This is a genomic window from Actinopolyspora mortivallis DSM 44261 (assembly GCF_000384035.1).
GTDB classification, from domain to species: domain Bacteria; phylum Actinomycetota; class Actinomycetes; order Mycobacteriales; family Pseudonocardiaceae; genus Actinopolyspora; species Actinopolyspora mortivallis.
The window spans coordinates 165,570-180,297 of sequence record NZ_KB913024.1 but is presented as its reverse complement, the minus strand read 5'-3'; the positions used below and the strand labels follow the sequence as shown (position 1 = coordinate 180,297).

Genomic DNA, 14,728 nt, shown 5'->3' with positions numbered 1-14,728 from the left:
GACAGGGGTTACTCCCGGGATGGGAGCCGATTTCGACGTATCCACATGTCGGGACACACCTGTTCGGACCAACCGTGCCGGTCCGGACGGAGTCGTGGCCCTCGACCGGACGGACCCGCTTCAGCCCCTTCGGGACCCCACCGGCGGACACGACGGCCACCCCGAAGGGCCCTTCCGGCACGCCCCGTGCGAGAATTCCCTCCACTGAGGACTCCCGATTCCCCGTCGCACGTGCCGTACACCACACCGGGCCCTCGGACGGTTGACGTAGCCGCAAAACCCCTCGCCACCAGCCCGAAAGAGCAGCTAGCATGGCGCGGGAGGCATCGGCACGACGACGAGGAGGAGGGCACGCTGCCCACGCACGCCCCGACACACGGCCCCGGCGGACGATGCTCACCGACGACGGCCACGCGCGGTCCCGGATCGGTGACCCTCCGCGACGTGGAGTGGGGGCCGCGTTGAACGAGGTCCGACACGACGACGTGACCGTGGGGCTGCACCTGCTCGTCACCAGCGAGTCGACGGCCGAGGCCGCCCGGGAGTTCGGGCCGCTGCTGGCGAAACTCGAACCCAGGCACTGTGTGCTGCACCACTCCCCCGAGCACGGCCACCACGAGTTCGACGTGCTGGTCGGCACCACCAACACCGCCTCCGCCCGCACCCTGCGGGACGTGGAGGTGTGGAGCGACCGCGTGCTGCACGCCCTCGGCCTGGCCTCGGACTACAACATCCTCTTCGACCCCGACCAGGGCTGGGCCGTGGAGGACTGCTCGAAGAGCCCGGAGGAAGCCGCACTGATCCATCCCTCGTGTGTGCACTACCAGCTGCGCGCCACCATCGGAAACGACCCGTGGGACACCGATAACGCATGACCGCCCATCACGAAGAACCCGAGTCCCACGGTCGCTTCTCCCCGGAGGACAGCCCCCCGTTCGTGGTCACGGTGTTGGTGCTCACGCTGTCCGAGACCGACTTCGGGGCGGTGATGGGGGACTGCCACGCCCTGCTCGACGCCTTCGTCCCCACCGACTTCGAGGTCACCGCCGATCCCGACGGCGGACACCGGGTGCGGCTGGTCCGCCACGACGGCTACGAGCCCGGCACCGAGGACGGACGCCAAGCCTGCCTGCGCATCGCCTCCGAACGCCTGGGAGCTCTCGGGGTCTCCGCGCACGAACACCCCACGAACACCGGCGCGGACGGGGTGGCCCGGCTGTGCGAACCGCTGCGCGAGCGCGCCGACCTGCTCCCGTCGTCCACGGTGGACCACGAGTTGGCGGTGCACGACCCGGGTTGGCCGACCACGCCGGAGGACGTCGACCTCGAGGAGATCCTCGACGAGTTCGACGACCCCGCCGAGGAGTTCGAGGAGGTCGTGGCCACCCCCGTGTCGGCCACGCGGAGGAACCGGAACGACTGCCGATTGCTGCTGCGGGTGGAGACCACCGGCTGCGACGGCCACGAGGCCCACGAGCAGGCCAACAGGCTCGCCGGGCTGCTGAGCAGGTTCTGGTGGGGCGAGATCGTCACCGTGCGGCTGGACAAACCCGCCATGCTGGACAACGGGCGGGTGCGCGTCGACGTGGAGCTGTGGCGGATCCAGCACACCCCCGAGGCGGCGGCCTTCGAACTGATGGAACTGCTGCACGGCGGCACCTGGACCCGGCCGGTCCATTTGGAGGACGACGGGGAGACCAGGGTCACCGCCACCTGGTACGGCGCCGACCCCACCGCCACGGGCACCACGCGCATCGAACTGTGGTGCCAGGCCACCGCGGCCCGCTGAACCCGGCAACCAGCCCCCTGTCGAGGTCGATGCTGCCGTGGACCGTCAACGACGCCTCCACGCTGTGGTCCTCGCCCCGGATCGCACACACCCGTCTTCCGCTTCAAAGGTTCGTCGCATTCCGCCCGAGGGCCGGGAACATCCTTCGGCACGATGCGAAACCCGGACAGGAGATACCCACACCTCCAGGAAAACCAACCTGTTCACTCCGTTTATGGTCAACACCATGGCGTGGCACACACCATCGACCCGCTCGGGTGCCCAATCTTCGTTCGGTCCACGATACGAGATCCGGGTGTTCGAGAAGCACTTGAGCGCTTCTCGAACACCCGGATCGAAAACCCCGCTATTTCTTAGCGTAGTGGAAGTAGGCCAGCACGCCAAAGAAGATGACGACCACCATTCCTAAAAAAGCTACAGCGCGCTGCATGAAAAGATTATCAGGCCAAATTTTTACGGAGAAAAATCCTATCAGAAAAGATATCGGCAGAGCCACGGAAAAATTCTTAAGTAAATCGACTTTCGAGTGTACGACATGAAATTAACAATCCTCCGAATTCACTAGGATAAATGCCGCGCGAAAACCATTGTCACGCCTCCTAAGAATCCGACTCCCGTACCGATAAGACTACCAGGTGCTGCTCCGGCCATACACCCCGGAGGGCCAGCAACAGCACCGGCTCCGCAACCGATTAACGCACCAGCTCCCGTACCAGATCCGGTCGCGCCACCGATTATACTCAAATCTTTCGTAATTCCGTCCCAGAAGTACCCCTCGTCCTTGGCAAGACAAAAAGATTTCTTTGTCTTCCCGTTCGGCTCAATGACAGTGCATTTTTCAATTTTATGCCCAACCAGGCGAATTTTTTCTTCGGTGAGCTCCGGTCGGTTTTCTCTTTTTTGAGTGTACTTTTCTCGATTTTTATCAATCGAGTTTTGACGAGCTTGTACAGCCGCTTCCGCCGCTGCCACGGCATCGTCGCCCGCTTGCAGTGCCGCGTCACGTGCCTCGTCGGCAGCGGCGTAGGCCTCCCGCGCATAGTTACGCGCATCGGAAACGGATCTCCTCGCCTTGGCAGCGTAAACCGCGGTCTCATGCGCGGACTGCTCTGCCGAAGCCGCCGCTTTCTGGGCCACATTAGCCGAATCCGCCGCACGCTGTGCGGCTGCTCGCGCCTCGTCGGCGGATGCCTGCGCCTGACTGGCGTAATCGGCCGCCTGGTTCGCGTAATCGGCAGCCTGCTGCGCGTAGCCGTTCGCTTCGGCTGCCGCGCCACGTGCCTCGGCAGCGGCCTGGGCCGCCTTGTAGGCCTGTCGCTGCGCGTCAGCGGCCGCCTGCAACCCTCGCTCGACGAGCCTGTTCATCTCGGCGTTGTGGACAGCCATCCTGTGATCACGCTGTTTGGCGATGTACTGCCCGTACTTGACGAACGAACGAGTCCAGGCCTGGCTGCCCCGCAGCGCCGCTTCCGCCGCCGCCCGTACGTGCGGACCACCACCGTCCTTGATGCGGATCGTGTTGACACGGTGATCGGTGGCACGAGCGCTGTACTGCCCCTCGACGAGGAACTGGTGGACATCCGCCTCGGTACCGTTCAGCGCCGCCTCGGCCGCCTCTTTGACGGCAGGCCCGGTAGGGCCGTCCAGGATCTGGACCACGCGGACGCGCTCGTCGGTGGCACGCCCCGGGTAGTCCTGATTCGCCAGGAATTCATTGATGTCGGCGGCCGTGCCCTGCAACGCCTGCTCGGCGGCCTGACGCAGCTCTGCGGGTTCCTCCAGCTTCGCGATGCGAGCCACCCGGGAACGGTTGTCCGAGTTCGCTGCCGCTTCCCGACCCGACTCGAGCCACTGGCGTATATCGGCGTCGGTGCCGGACAACGCGTGTTGCGCCGCCTGCCTGCTCCAGGGGCCTCCGGTCCGCATGATGTTGACCGCGGCCTGCCTGCCCTTGCTCAGCACCGTCTCGGGTGATGCATCGGGTGCGCTCGCCGCGTCGAGTAGCCGCTGAGTCTCGGAGTCGATGCGAGCCTGCCCGCGCGCGTCCCAAGCCGCCTCGTCACTGGACTCCTGGGCGGCCTGCTTGGCCTGCTCGGCCACATTGATCGTGTCCTGTTTCTCCTGGGCGAGCCGCTCCGCATCGGCTTCTCGCGCCAGTTTCACGACCTCGCGGGCCTGTTCGGCCGCGGTGGTGGAGGCGTTCGCTGCCTCGATCGCGGCATTGGCGTGCCGAGTGGCCTCAGCTGCCGCGTCCTCGGCCTCACCCGCGTGTGCGGCGGCGTCCTCGGCTACACCGACCTGTTGGGCCGCTTCGCTGGCAGCGGCGCCGGCCGCTGCCGCGTTAGCAGAGGCACTGGCCGCAGACTGTGCCGCGCTGGCTGCCTGACTGGCCGCGTTGTCGGCGTTTCGGGCGCCTCACCACCCAGCCGGACTACCGCCGGTCCCCGGGAGTCAGTCAGACTCACCACCCCACCACTCCGGCCACGCGGAGCGGTGCCGTGCCGACTCGACGATCCGGCGCAGGCCGGGCCCGTGCGCGCCACGCCAGAACACCCGCCCGCACCCCACGCACCGGGCGAAGGTGTCGTAGCACCGGCGGGTACCGGACTCCAGCCGGGCGGCGACCTCGTCCTTCGGAACCTCCGAGAGCGTCCCGTTGCAGGAGACGCAGCGACTCCAGGGGCGCAGCTCCGGCCGGAACCGCGCCAGCACCTCGGCCTGCTGCTCGGCGGGGTCGGAACCGTAGACATAGGCCCCCCGCCACAGCGCCCGACGACACAGCAGGCCGCGATCCCTGGTCAACAGCACGCGCCGCTGCCGTGCGGACTCGGTCAGCAGCTCGTCGTCGGTGGCGTCGTTGCGGTAGGCGGTGTCGACGCCCAGCAGCCGCATCCGGCGCGCCAGGGTGCCGAGATGCACGTCCAGCACGAAGCGGTGCCCGGGCTCCTCCGGCCACCGCGGCGGTGACACGTCCACGACCGCACCTTCGGCGGGCCGGTCCACCGCCCGGGCGGGCACGCCGTCCACCAGCAGTCGTCCCACCTCGGTCAACGGCATCCCCAGCGACTGGACCAGGTGCCCCAGTGAGGCCGTCCCGTCGTAGGGGACCGGGACCAGTTCCCGCCGTCTGCGGGGAGCGAGGAAGGCCAGCAGCTCACGCGCGGGCCGCACGAACACGCTCCCGTGGCCGGCCCCACTGTTCGTGCTCTCGGAGGTGGGCGAGGTCATGACTGCCGTCCCCGGCTTCCGACGTGAGGCAGGGGCGGGTTCAGCCGTCACGGGAACCCGCCCCTGCCGTTCGCGCACCGCACTCAACGAATCATCGCGGTTCGTTGCCCGCCGGTCCGCTGTCTGGGCGGTGTCGTGCCGGACCGACGCGGCGGCACCACCTCGGTACTGCCGGTGTAGGGTTCGAACACCGGCCTGCTCCCGTAGGTGAACCGCGCGGCCATGCCCAGCGCCTCCAACGGGCGGTCCACCGTCCGCACCCCGGTGACCAGCGAGAGTCGCTTCCCGGAGAGATGGGCGCGCAGGTCGAGCTGCGCGAGCATTTTGATCGCCTCGACACCGAGGAAGGTCACTCCGGTCAGGTCCAGCACTATCACCGGGGCGGACGAGTCCACCCGCTGCTGGACGACCTCCGTGAAGCGGGGAACGGTCACCATGTCCAGGTCGCCGAAGACGCTGACCACGATCACGCCGCTCCGCGGTCGCTCCGTACTCAGGCGGAACGGCACGTTCCCGCTGCTCTCCTCCACGGCACGCACGTATTCGGCGACGGATTCGCTTCCCCGAAACGATGTTTCAGTCATATGATCCACCTTTTGGTTTCACCAAGGTGGCGCTGAGCCGACGTCCCGCTCTTGATTCGATGATCGCGCCACGACGCATCGCACTCGCGAATGCGACCTTTCGGAGTCTTTTTCGTACGACCCGACGTCACCGCCGACTGTAGCCAGGGGCCACAACGCTCGCCAAGAGAAACAGCTCACAGCTGAAAACGTTCAAAACCCCTGCGCACGCAGGGTAACAGTCGATCGACAGGAATGATCGAACCCAGGCGGAGCATGGTTCGATCTTCCTCCGGGGCGACCACACACCGTGTTTCCCGGTGCTGTTTTCTCAGAATTCACTCAGATTCGACTCAGAAAAGCGGAAGCATTTTTTTACATACCGTTCACGACAAAATCACCCCAAAGGGGGATAAAGCGTCGTGGGCGGACACGCAACGCAGAGTCGACTTCCGGGACACGAAAAAGGGGTGGCCGCCCGAGCGGGCGACCACCCCTTCCAGAGTAAGCGCTGGATCACTTGAGGCTGATCTTGGCGCCGGCCTCCTCGAGCTTGCCCTTGACCTCGTTGGCACGCTCCTTGTCGACCTTCTCGACAACCGGCTTCGGCGCGTTCTCGACCATCTCCTTGGCCTCCTTCAGGCCCAGGCCGGAGACGATCTCACGGACAGCCTTGATGACCTTGATCTTCTCGTCACCGGCGTCGTCGAGCATGACGTCGAACTCGTCCTGCTCTTCCTCCTCCTCAGCGGCGGCGGCACCGCCACCGGCGGCCGGGGCGGCAGCGGCGACCGGGGCGGCCGCGGTGACGTCGAAGGTCTCCTCGAACTGCTTGACGAACTCGGAGAGCTCCAGCAGCGTCATCTCCTTGAAGACGTCCAGCAGCTCTTCGTTGCTCATCTTGGCCATGGTGGTGTTCCTTTCTCGGCACGGCGCCGCCGCGCGGCGCACGGGTTGCTCGCGGGGGCCTCGGACCGCACGGGCGGCCCGAAGTCACTCTTCCTTCTTGGCCTTCAAAGCCTCGGTCATCCGCGCGACCTGGGACGCCGGGGCGGCGAACATGCCGGCGGCCTGGTTGAGCTTCGCCTTCATCGCGCCGGCCAGCTTGCCCAGCGTGACCTCGCGCGAGTCCAGGTCGGCGATCCGCTCGACCTCACCGGCACTGATCGGGCGGCCGTCCATGTAGCCGCCCTTGATCTCCAGGGCCTTGTGGTCCTTGGCGAAGTCGCGCAGCGTCTTCGCCGCGTCCACCGGTTCACCCTTGATGAAGGTGAGCGCGGTGGGCCCCTGGATCAGGTCGTCGATGCCCTCGACACCCGCCTGCTCGGTCGCGCGTCGAACCAGCGTGTTCTTCGCCACGCGGTAGGTCGCGTCCTCACCGAGGTTACGACGCAGCTCCTTGAGCTGGGCCGTGGTCAGTCCGCGGTACTCGGTCACGACCGTCGCGGTCGAGTTGCTGAAGTTCTCCGAGAGCTCGTTGACCGCGTCAACCTTTTCGGGCCTCGCCATGTCGCCTCCTCTCTAGTGCCTCGCGACTGTGTGGCCGGTCGCGAAGAGCCCTGAGACGACAAAACGCCCCGGCGCATTCGGCACGGGGCGTGAAGATCCAACGCGCGACTCGCGCGTGCGTCAGCCTCGTCCCTCCTGCGCGGGTCGCCCGTCTCTACGGGACCTTCGTTCTCCTCACACGTGCGGAGAGGAGAAGACCAGCGGTCTCTGGTGGAACCCGCTCCAGGGTACGGCACCCTTCCCGGGGTGACGAAACCACCCCCCGTGGTCGAACGCGGACCGGTTCCCCGATCCGCCGGAGCGCCCGGCTCGGGCGGGGCCTTGCCCCGGGCGGCATGATGTTGTCGTGGCCGATCACCGTGATCCCTCGGAATCCTCCGAAGATCCCCGGCGGACCCCTCCCCCCGCGACGAACCAGCCCGAGGTCGTCGACGCCGAGGTGGTGCCCGATCCCGCCGAGCACGGCACCCCGCCCCCGACGACGCGTCCCCCCGGAGACCGGGACGGACCCCCGAGCGGTTCCGACGAGGAGGCCTTCCGGGAGTACCAGCAGTTCCTGGAGTTCCGCCGTTTCCAGGAGTGGCAGCGCCGCTACGGCGAGGTCTCCCCCGGCGGTGACGGCACGGGCGGGCACAGCCGGCAACGTCCCTGGTACCGCAGAGTGCTGCGCGTGCTGCGGTTCCGGTTCGTGCGCAGGCTGCTGTACCTGCTGGTGCTCGTGCTGGTGCTGACCTACCTGTACCACGGCATGTTCGGCGGAGGCGGCAGACAGGCCCCACCGGGTGCCTCCGGCGGTGGGAGCGGGCAGCGCGGATCGGCCGTGCTGCAGACCTCCCCCCGGGGAGCGGTGGTGGCCGTGTACGACCTGTTGGCCGGGGACTCCCCCACCGACGTGTGCCTGCTGTTCACCCCCTCCGCCGCGGAGCAGTTCGCCCGGGTGCACGAGGCACGGGACTGCGCCGGGGCGGCGCGTAAGCTGCACGGGCGGATCACCGACCGCTACGCCTACAAGAACCCGGATCTCGCCCGCGACGCGGCACGGATCGTCGGCGACCGGGCGAGCCTGTCCTCCTGCGCGCTGCGGGTGAGCGGGGGCCCACGGCTCGGGGAGTTCGGCATGAGCCGCCAGCCCTCGGGAGGTTGGAAGATCGACGGCTACACGAGCGCCGACTGCGACTGAACCCGCCCCGCCGAGCGGGCCGAAAACGGGACGAGAAGAACACCGGGCCGCTCCCAGGAGGGAACGGCCCGGTGCGTCGTCCGTAGGGGGACGGGAGACCTCAGGCGGCCTCGGCCAGGTTCCGGGTCTGGTTCGGGTCCACCTGGATGCCCGGTCCCATGGTGGTGGTGAAGCTGACCTTCTTGAGGTAGCGCCCCTTCGAGGCGGCGGGCTTGGCCCGCAGCACCTCGTCCACGGCGGCCTCGTAGTTCTCCAGCAACGCCTCGTCGGAGAACGAGACCTTGCCGATGACGAAGTGCAGGTTGGCCTGCTTGTCCACGCGGAAGCTGATCTTACCGCCCTTGATGTCCTGCACGGCCTTGGTGATGTTCGGAGTCACCGTGCCGGTCTTCGGGTTCGGCATCAGGCCACGCGGACCCAACACCCGGGCGATCTTACCGACCTTGGCCATCTGGTCCGGGGTGGCCACGGCCGCGTCGAAATCGAGCCAGCCGCCCTGGATACGCTCGATCAAGTCGTCGGAGCCGACAGCGTCGGCCCCGGCGGCCTCGGCCTCGGCCGCCTTCTCGCCGGAGGTGAACACGACGACGCGGGCGGTCTTGCCGGTACCGTGCGGCAGGTTCACGGTGCCGCGGACCATCTGATCCGCCTTGCGCGGATCCACGCCCAACCGCAGGGCCACCTCGACGGTGGCGTCCATCCTGGTCGTGGCGGTCTTCTTGGCCAGTTCGATGGCTTCCTTCGGACTGTAGACCCGGTTGCGGTCCACCAGTGCCGCTGCCTGCTTGTACGCCTTGCTGCGCTTTGCCATTGCTGTTCCTGTTCCACGGATCAGTTGTGGTGCTGGGCCGCGCCAGCCCTCCCACATCCGGTCGAGTGAATTATCGGGCGTGTCCCGGAAGTGCCGGGCTCACGCGAGCGAACTCTCAGTCCTGGACCCGCAGCCCCATGGAACGGGCCGTCCCGGCGATGATCTTCTCCGCCTCGTCCATCGAGTTGGAGTTCAGGTCGGGCCACTTGGTCTGGGCGATCTCCCTGATCTGCTCGGTGGTGACCGAGCCGACCTTGGACTTGTGCGGCTCACCGCTGCCCTTCTGCACACCCGCTGCCTTCATCAGCAGCTTGGCGGCCGGCGGCGTCTTGAGCTTGAAGTCGAAGGACCGGTCCTCGTACACGGAGATCTCGACCGGCACCACGTCGCCGCGCTGGTTCTCCGTGGCGGCGTTGTAGGCCTTGCAGAACTCCATGATGTTGACGCCGTGCTGACCCAGCGCCGGACCGACCGGCGGCGCCGGGTTGGCCTGACCGGCCGAGATCTGCAGCTTGACGATCGCTGCGAGTCGCTTCTTCTTGGGCGGCATTTCGTTCTTCCTGTCTTCGTTCCTTGTTCTCCGTGTCGGGCACACCCGGCCCGACAGCGGTCACGGGCGGCCCGCGCCGGACCGCCCACCGAAGAACCACGACGGACCCCTGCCGGCCGTCGCGGCAACCACGCCCCAGGATACGGAGGCGGGTCAGATCTTGGAGACCTGGTCGAAGGAGAGCTCGACCGGGGTCTCACGCCCGAAGATCGAGACGAGCACCTTGAGCTTCTGCGCCTCGCCGTTGACCTCGCTGATCGTGGCGGGCAGCGTCGCGAACGGGCCGTCCATCACGGTAACCGACTCGCCGACGGAGAAGTCCACCTCCACGGGCTGACCACCGGCCTCCTGCTTGGAGGCCGCCGCCGCGGACTTCTTCTCCGCCTGCTTGGCCTCGCGCTCGGCCTGCGGCGCCAGGAACTTCAGCACCTCCTCGGTGCTGAGCGGGGAGGGCTTCGAGGTGGCGCCGACGAAGCCCGTGACACCGGGCGTGTTCCGCACCGCCGACCACGAGGCGTCGTTGAGCTCCATCCGCACGAGGACGTAGCTGGGCAACACCTTGCGCTGCACGAACTTGCGCTGGTTGTTCTTGATCTCGGTGACTTCCTCGGTGGGCACCTCGACCTGGAAGATGTAGTCCTCGACGTCCAGCGTCTGGGCCCGGTGTTCGAGGTTGCTCTTGACCTTGTTCTCGTAGCCCGCGTAGGAGTGCACGACGTACCACTCGCCCGGCGCGCGCTTGAGCATGGCACGCAGCTCTTCCACCGGGTCGCTCTCGGCTTCCTCGTCGCTGTCCTCGGAAGCCGACGCACTGTCCTCTGCGTCTTCGGTGACCGCGGCGCTGTCCCGCTCCTCCGAGGTGGGCTCGGGGGCGTCCGAACCGTCCGCGTACTCCTCGGCCGCGGTGTCCTGTTCTTCGGACAGGCCGGTCAGATCCTGGCCGTCGTGGGAGGTCACAGTGGGTCTCGCTTCCTCTCGTGCGTTGCGTGCCTGGTGGTTGGCATCCGCCACCGCACGTTCGTGCGGGCCTCTAACCGCCCATGGCCGAGTCTCACTCGCCGAAGAGCTGGAGCACGCCCTGCGCGAAGAGCAGATCCAGACCGGCGATGAACGCGACCATGATGCTGACGAACACCAGCACCACCGCAGTATAAGTCAATAGCTGCTTGCGCGTCGGCCAGATGACCTTACGGAGCTCAGCGACCACCTCACGAAGGAAGCGACCGATCCTGCGGAACAGCGAAACACGTTCGCTTCGACCGTCCCGTTGGGGAGTCGCCCTCCCTTTGGGAGCGGAAGCGTCTTTCGAGCCGTTACCACCGCTCTCCTTGCGAGAGCTGGAACGTCCCGAAGCCCGACGCCCACGGCGCGCGGCGGCACTGGTCGGACGGGCCTGCTCGTCGCGGTCCTCACCCGACTCCTGCTCGCGGTCCTCGCTCACGCCCCCTCCTAGCTGGCGCTCGTCGGACGCGTGAGCCCGCCCGTGGTGGGACTCGCCGAGTGTGAGCCCGGCGATGTCCTCCACATCCTGCTAGCTCACCGTCTACGTCGACGCAGGGGTGACAGGACTCGAACCCGCAACCTGCGGTTTTGGAGACCGCTGCTCTGCCAATTGAGCTACACCCCTTCATGATCGGATCCCCGACCACGCCGGGACACCCTACTCGCCGCCCGCCTCCGCCGAAAGGGCGGGGTGGCGGAAGGTCCGTGTTGGTGTTCCGGTTCAGGAAGTATACGGCACGGCGGAAGTCGATTTTCAACCGACTCCCCCTGAGGCCGTTGTCGGTGGGCACGGCTCGTCACGTCCGGGGTCTCGTCTGCGACGATGACCACATGGCCGCACCCGAAACACCAACGACTCCCGACGGAACACGTGTCTCCGCCCGCGTCGGCTCGATCGCCGAGTCGGCCACCCTGGCCGTGGACGCCAAGGCCAAGGCGCTCAAGGCCGAGGGCCGGCCGGTGATCGGCTTCGGCGCCGGGGAACCCGACTTCGCCACGCCCGAACCGATCGTGCGCGCCGCCCAGCAGGCCTGCGCCGATCCCCGCAACCACCGCTACAGCCCGGCGAGCGGGCTGCCCGAACTGCGCGAGGCGATCGTCACCAAGACCGCCCGCGACTCGGGCTACGAGATCCGACCCAACCAGGTGCTGGTCACCAACGGCGGCAAACAGGCCGTCTACCAGACCTTCGCCACGCTGCTCGACCCCGGCGACGAGGTGCTGCTGCCCGCGCCCTACTGGACCACCTACCCGGAGGCCATCGCCCTGGCCGGGGGGAAACCGGTGGAGGTTCCCACCGACGAGTCGAGCGGGTACCTGGTGACCCTGGAGCAGCTGGAGGCGGCACGGACTCCGCGCACCAAGATGCTGCTGTTCAACTCCCCCTCCAACCCCACCGGTGCGGTGTATCCGCCCGAGAGGGTGGCCGAGATCGGCCGTTGGGCGGCCGAGCGGGGGCTCTGGGTCGTCACCGACGAGATCTACGAGCACCTGGTCTACGGCGGTGCCGAACACGTCTCCATGCCGGTGGCGGTGCCCGAGCTGGCCCAGCGCTGTGTGGTGCTCAACGGGGTCGCCAAGACCTACGCCATGACGGGGTGGCGTGTGGGCTGGATGATCGGCCCCGACGACGTGATCAAGGCAGCCGCCAACCTGCAGTCCCATCTGACGTCCAACGTGTCCAACGTGTCCCAGCGGGCCGCGTTGGAGGCGGTCAGCGGTTCCCTCGACGCGGTGGCCGAGATGCGGGAGGCCTTCGACCGGCGCAGGCGCACGATCGTCGAGCGGCTCTCGGAGATCCCCGGTGTCACCTGCCCCGAGCCCAAGGGCGCCTTCTACGCCTACCCCTCGGTCAAGGGACTGCTCGGCAGGGAGATCCGGGGCCGCAGGCCACAGAGCAGCGCCGAACTGGCCGAGGTGATCCTCGAACAGGCCGAGGTGGCCGTGGTTCCCGGGGAGGCCTTCGGCACGCCGGGCTATTTCAGGATGTCCTACGCCCTCGGTGACGAGGACCTCGCCGAAGGGGTGCGCCGGATGGCCGAGCTCCTCTCCGAGGCGAAGTAGCGGAGACGAGACCGCCGCGTGGCGGCACACGCGGCGGGACCCTTCCGTCCGTTCTCGTGCCGGAGGTTCCGCCACCCACACCGTCGGGAATCTCCCCGGCGCGTGAGGCGGAGGCCTTGCCAGGCCGAGCCGTTCGCAAGCCCACACGAGACCCCTGACGAACATGACCAGCCACCGGCACCGCTGCGGGTTCTCCGGTGTCGGCGCCGCGAGGACGGTGGGCACGTGGTGTAGGTCGCTACTCGATGTGCCCACTCCCGCAGCGCCGTCGACACCGGAGGTTCCGCCACCCGCACCGCCGGGAATCTCCCCGGCGCGTGAGGCGGAGGCCTTGCCAGGCCGGGCCGTTCGCCGCGTAGTCCCTACTCAAGAACGGCCCAACGCCGCAAGGCGCCGCCTCACGTGCCGGCTACGCGACCACGTCGGGAAAGCACACCCAACGCTCTCAGGGAAGGTGGACGAGGGCGTAGGCCCCTCCGAGCACCCCCTGTCCCGCGCACTTGGCGGTGAGGGTGAGTTTGACGGTGCCGTCCTCGTTCACGGCGGTGACCTTGCCGGACAGTTCCACGAGGGCTCCCTCGTCGTCGTCCGGAACCACCACCGGACGGGTGAAACGCACGCCGTGCTCCACGATCCGGCCCGGGTCCCCGACCCAGTCGCTGACCAGGCGGGTGGCCAGCGCCATCGTCAGCATCCCGTGGGCGATCACGTCGGGCAGTCCGACCCGCCGCGCGAACGACTCGCTGTAGTGGATCGGGTTGAAGTCGCCGGAGGCCCCCGCGTAGCGCACCAGATCGCCCCTGGTGACGCGGACGCTCGTCGCCGGCAGCTCGTCCCCCTTGTTCACCTGCGCCAACGTGACTGTCACGCCTGCTCTCCCTCCTCGGCGGTGCCCCGGGCCACCAGGGTGGAGGTGGCCGTGCACACCGGCTCGCCGTCCACGGTGCCGATCTCGGCGCGCACCGTGAGGAAGTCGTTGCCGGCACGGGACTTGATGTCGTCCACGTGCACCACGGCGGTGAGCACGTCGCCGGCTCGGATCGGGCGGTGGTGGCGGAAGGCCTGGTGCCCGTGTACCACCCGGTCGTAGTCCAGTCCGAGCTGTTCGTCGCCCACCACGGCGTCCTGGGCGGTCATCGCCAGTCTCATCGCGAACGTCGGGGGTGCGATCACGTCCGGATAGCCCGCGGCCCGGGCGGAGTCGGCGTCGCGGTACAGCGGGGAGTCGTCCTTGACCGCGTGCGCGAACTCGCGGATCTTCTCCCGGGAGACCTCGTACGGACTGCTTGGCGGGTACTCACGTCCGATGAATCCTTCGTCGAGCGGCACGCCGGGCAGACTATCGCAGGACGAAATCAGGCCCGCCCCGGCCGTTGCCGGGGCGGGCCTGCACGTCTCGACGAACCCTTGGTCGACCTCGGTCGGCGGCGAAGCCGCCCGCCGGGAACCCGCTAACCGCTCAGCGGGTCTCCTTGTGCACCCGGTGCGCGTTGCACCGCGGGCAGTGCTTCTTCAGCGACATCCGGTCCGGGTCGTTACGCCGGTTCTTCTTGGTGATGTAGTTACGCTCCTTGCACTCCTCGCAGGCGAGAGTGATCTTGGGGCGAACATCGGTGGGCGTCTTAGCCACGGGGGACCTCTCTCTCGTGTCTGGAACCGGGCGAGCCCGGTCGCCCGGTTCGCTCCACGTGGATACCGCCCCGGGCCGGGCGGCATCTCTGCCGCAAGAGTAGCGGTGGCCGGATTCGAACCGGCGACACAACGATTATGAGCCGTTTGCTCTGCCCCTGAGCTACACCGCCTCGCGGACAATCCCGCAGGGATACATCGTACCCTCACAAGACAGCCGCAGCACCCAGTTTACCGAGTACCGCGGCCGCCCTTGTGGAGCCCCAATACGGACTCGAACCGTAGACCTTCGCCTTACCATGGCGACGCTCTGCCGACTGAGCTATTGGGGCGTGCCCTCGCGGAGCGGTTACTACTCTACACAACATCCACGAGCCGGTTTCACCGGGGGGTGGGTCTCGAC

The 14,728-nt window shown here is 67.6% G+C and carries 17 protein-coding genes and 3 tRNA genes; 4 read left to right on the top strand and 16 right to left on the bottom strand.

What is annotated here, in order from left to right:
• The first annotated feature begins 311 nt into the window (after window positions 1–311).
• The gene (locus ACTMO_RS0100985) at window positions 312–875 is read left to right on the top strand and encodes a hypothetical protein (RefSeq protein ID WP_245555986.1); all 564 of its coding nucleotides are present in this window, start codon (window positions 312–314) and stop codon (window positions 873–875) included.
• Window positions 872–1,789, top strand: a complete 918-nt coding sequence (locus ACTMO_RS0100980; RefSeq protein WP_019852780.1) for a hypothetical protein — start codon at window positions 872–874, stop codon at window positions 1,787–1,789. Before ACTMO_RS0100985 ends, ACTMO_RS0100980 begins: the two co-directional genes overlap by 4 nt.
• Before the next feature lie 346 nt (window positions 1,790–2,135).
• On the opposite strand, the gene ACTMO_RS22725 is transcribed toward ACTMO_RS0100980, so the two are convergent.
• From ACTMO_RS22725 to rplJ, 6 genes are all read right to left on the bottom strand, one after another.
• Entirely contained in the window at window positions 2,136–2,285 is a 150-nt protein-coding gene (locus ACTMO_RS22725; RefSeq protein ID WP_157062761.1) for a hypothetical protein, read from the bottom strand.
• Between the two features lie 65 nt (window positions 2,286–2,350).
• Window positions 2,351–3,952, bottom strand: a complete 1,602-nt coding sequence (locus ACTMO_RS20010) for an ALF repeat-containing protein (RefSeq protein WP_019852779.1) — start codon at window positions 3,950–3,952, stop codon at window positions 2,351–2,353.
• 288 nt (window positions 3,953–4,240) lie between these two features.
• Window positions 4,241–5,017, bottom strand: coding sequence for a Mut7-C RNAse domain-containing protein (locus ACTMO_RS0100970; protein ID WP_019852778.1), 777 nt, complete (start codon window positions 5,015–5,017; stop codon window positions 4,241–4,243).
• Between the two features lie 83 nt (window positions 5,018–5,100).
• Window positions 5,101–5,601, bottom strand: coding sequence for an STAS domain-containing protein (locus ACTMO_RS0100965; protein ID WP_051099004.1), 501 nt, complete (start codon window positions 5,599–5,601; stop codon window positions 5,101–5,103).
• A gap of 495 nt (window positions 5,602–6,096) precedes the next feature.
• The gene (gene rplL / locus ACTMO_RS0100960) at window positions 6,097–6,489 is read right to left on the bottom strand and encodes a 50S ribosomal protein L7/L12 (protein WP_019852776.1); all 393 of its coding nucleotides are present in this window, start codon (window positions 6,487–6,489) and stop codon (window positions 6,097–6,099) included.
• Between the two features lie 84 nt (window positions 6,490–6,573).
• Window positions 6,574–7,089 carry a 50S ribosomal protein L10 gene (gene rplJ, locus ACTMO_RS0100955; RefSeq protein WP_019852775.1) on the bottom strand — a complete coding sequence of 172 codons (516 nt, stop codon included), beginning with the start codon at window positions 7,087–7,089 and terminating at the stop codon, window positions 6,574–6,576.
• Window positions 7,090–7,435: 346 nt separating this feature from the next.
• Between rplJ and ACTMO_RS0100950 the strand changes: the two genes are divergently transcribed.
• The gene (locus tag ACTMO_RS0100950) at window positions 7,436–8,269 is read left to right on the top strand and encodes a hypothetical protein (protein WP_019852774.1); all 834 of its coding nucleotides are present in this window, start codon (window positions 7,436–7,438) and stop codon (window positions 8,267–8,269) included.
• A 100-nt stretch (window positions 8,270–8,369) separates the two neighbouring features.
• On the opposite strand, the gene rplA is transcribed toward ACTMO_RS0100950, so the two are convergent.
• From rplA to ACTMO_RS0100925, 5 genes are all read right to left on the bottom strand, one after another.
• Entirely contained in the window at window positions 8,370–9,080 is a 711-nt protein-coding gene (gene rplA / locus ACTMO_RS0100945; protein ID WP_019852773.1) for a 50S ribosomal protein L1, read from the bottom strand.
• A 115-nt stretch (window positions 9,081–9,195) separates the two neighbouring features.
• Window positions 9,196–9,630, bottom strand: a complete 435-nt coding sequence (rplK, locus tag ACTMO_RS0100940; RefSeq protein ID WP_019852772.1) for a 50S ribosomal protein L11 — start codon at window positions 9,628–9,630, stop codon at window positions 9,196–9,198.
• Window positions 9,631–9,783: 153 nt separating this feature from the next.
• Entirely contained in the window at window positions 9,784–10,587 is an 804-nt protein-coding gene (gene nusG / locus ACTMO_RS0100935) for a transcription termination/antitermination protein NusG (RefSeq protein ID WP_019852771.1), read from the bottom strand.
• Window positions 10,588–10,681: 94 nt separating this feature from the next.
• Window positions 10,682–11,071, bottom strand: coding sequence for a preprotein translocase subunit SecE (gene secE, locus ACTMO_RS0100930; protein ID WP_026448747.1), 390 nt, complete (start codon window positions 11,069–11,071; stop codon window positions 10,682–10,684).
• Window positions 11,072–11,184: 113 nt separating this feature from the next.
• A tRNA-Trp gene (locus ACTMO_RS0100925) sits at window positions 11,185–11,257 on the bottom strand.
• A 206-nt stretch (window positions 11,258–11,463) separates the two neighbouring features.
• Here ACTMO_RS0100925 and ACTMO_RS0100920 point away from each other — a divergent pair.
• Complete coding sequence (locus ACTMO_RS0100920) at window positions 11,464–12,696, top strand: pyridoxal phosphate-dependent aminotransferase (RefSeq protein ID WP_019852769.1); 1,233 nt, start codon at window positions 11,464–11,466, stop codon at window positions 12,694–12,696.
• A gap of 445 nt (window positions 12,697–13,141) precedes the next feature.
• Here the strand turns inward: ACTMO_RS0100920 and ACTMO_RS0100915 are convergent, their stop codons facing one another.
• From ACTMO_RS0100915 to ACTMO_RS0100895, 5 genes are all read right to left on the bottom strand, one after another.
• A complete protein-coding gene (locus tag ACTMO_RS0100915; RefSeq protein WP_019852768.1) occupies window positions 13,142–13,564 on the bottom strand; it encodes a MaoC family dehydratase in 423 nt (140 codons plus the stop codon).
• On the bottom strand, window positions 13,561–14,025 hold the full coding sequence (locus ACTMO_RS0100910) for a MaoC family dehydratase N-terminal domain-containing protein (protein ID WP_019852767.1): 465 nt from the start codon (window positions 14,023–14,025) through the stop codon (window positions 13,561–13,563). Before ACTMO_RS0100910 ends, ACTMO_RS0100915 begins: the two co-directional genes overlap by 4 nt.
• Window positions 14,026–14,155: 130 nt before the next feature.
• Window positions 14,156–14,326, bottom strand: coding sequence for a 50S ribosomal protein L33 (gene rpmG, locus ACTMO_RS0100905; RefSeq protein ID WP_019852766.1), 171 nt, complete (start codon window positions 14,324–14,326; stop codon window positions 14,156–14,158).
• Between the two features lie 100 nt (window positions 14,327–14,426).
• A tRNA-Met gene (locus ACTMO_RS0100900) sits at window positions 14,427–14,498 on the bottom strand.
• Between the two features lie 83 nt (window positions 14,499–14,581).
• Window positions 14,582–14,657: transfer RNA gene (locus ACTMO_RS0100895), tRNA-Thr, on the bottom strand.
• Window positions 14,658–14,728: the final 71 nt, after the last annotated feature.

What these genes read in the sequence shown, in the direction of transcription:
- ACTMO_RS0100985 (WP_245555986.1), top strand. Translation starts at nt 312, where the DNA reads ATGGCGCGGGAGGCATCGGCACGACGACGAGGAGGAGGGCACGCTGCC.
- ACTMO_RS0100980 (WP_019852780.1), top strand. Translation starts at nt 872, where the DNA reads ATGACCGCCCATCACGAAGAACCCGAGTCCCACGGTCGCTTCTCCCCG.
- ACTMO_RS0100970 (WP_019852778.1), bottom strand. Translation starts at nt 5,017, where the DNA reads ATGACCTCGCCCACCTCCGAGAGCACGAACAGTGGGGCCGGCCACGGG.
- ACTMO_RS0100965 (WP_051099004.1), bottom strand. Translation starts at nt 5,601, where the DNA reads ATGACTGAAACATCGTTTCGGGGAAGCGAATCCGTCGCCGAATACGTG.
- rplL (WP_019852776.1), bottom strand. Translation starts at nt 6,489, where the DNA reads ATGGCCAAGATGAGCAACGAAGAGCTGCTGGACGTCTTCAAGGAGATG.
- rplJ (WP_019852775.1), bottom strand. Translation starts at nt 7,089, where the DNA reads ATGGCGAGGCCCGAAAAGGTTGACGCGGTCAACGAGCTCTCGGAGAAC.
- rplA (WP_019852773.1), bottom strand. Translation starts at nt 9,080, where the DNA reads ATGGCAAAGCGCAGCAAGGCGTACAAGCAGGCAGCGGCACTGGTGGAC.
- rplK (WP_019852772.1), bottom strand. Translation starts at nt 9,630, where the DNA reads ATGCCGCCCAAGAAGAAGCGACTCGCAGCGATCGTCAAGCTGCAGATC.
- ACTMO_RS0100920 (WP_019852769.1), top strand. Translation starts at nt 11,464, where the DNA reads ATGGCCGCACCCGAAACACCAACGACTCCCGACGGAACACGTGTCTCC.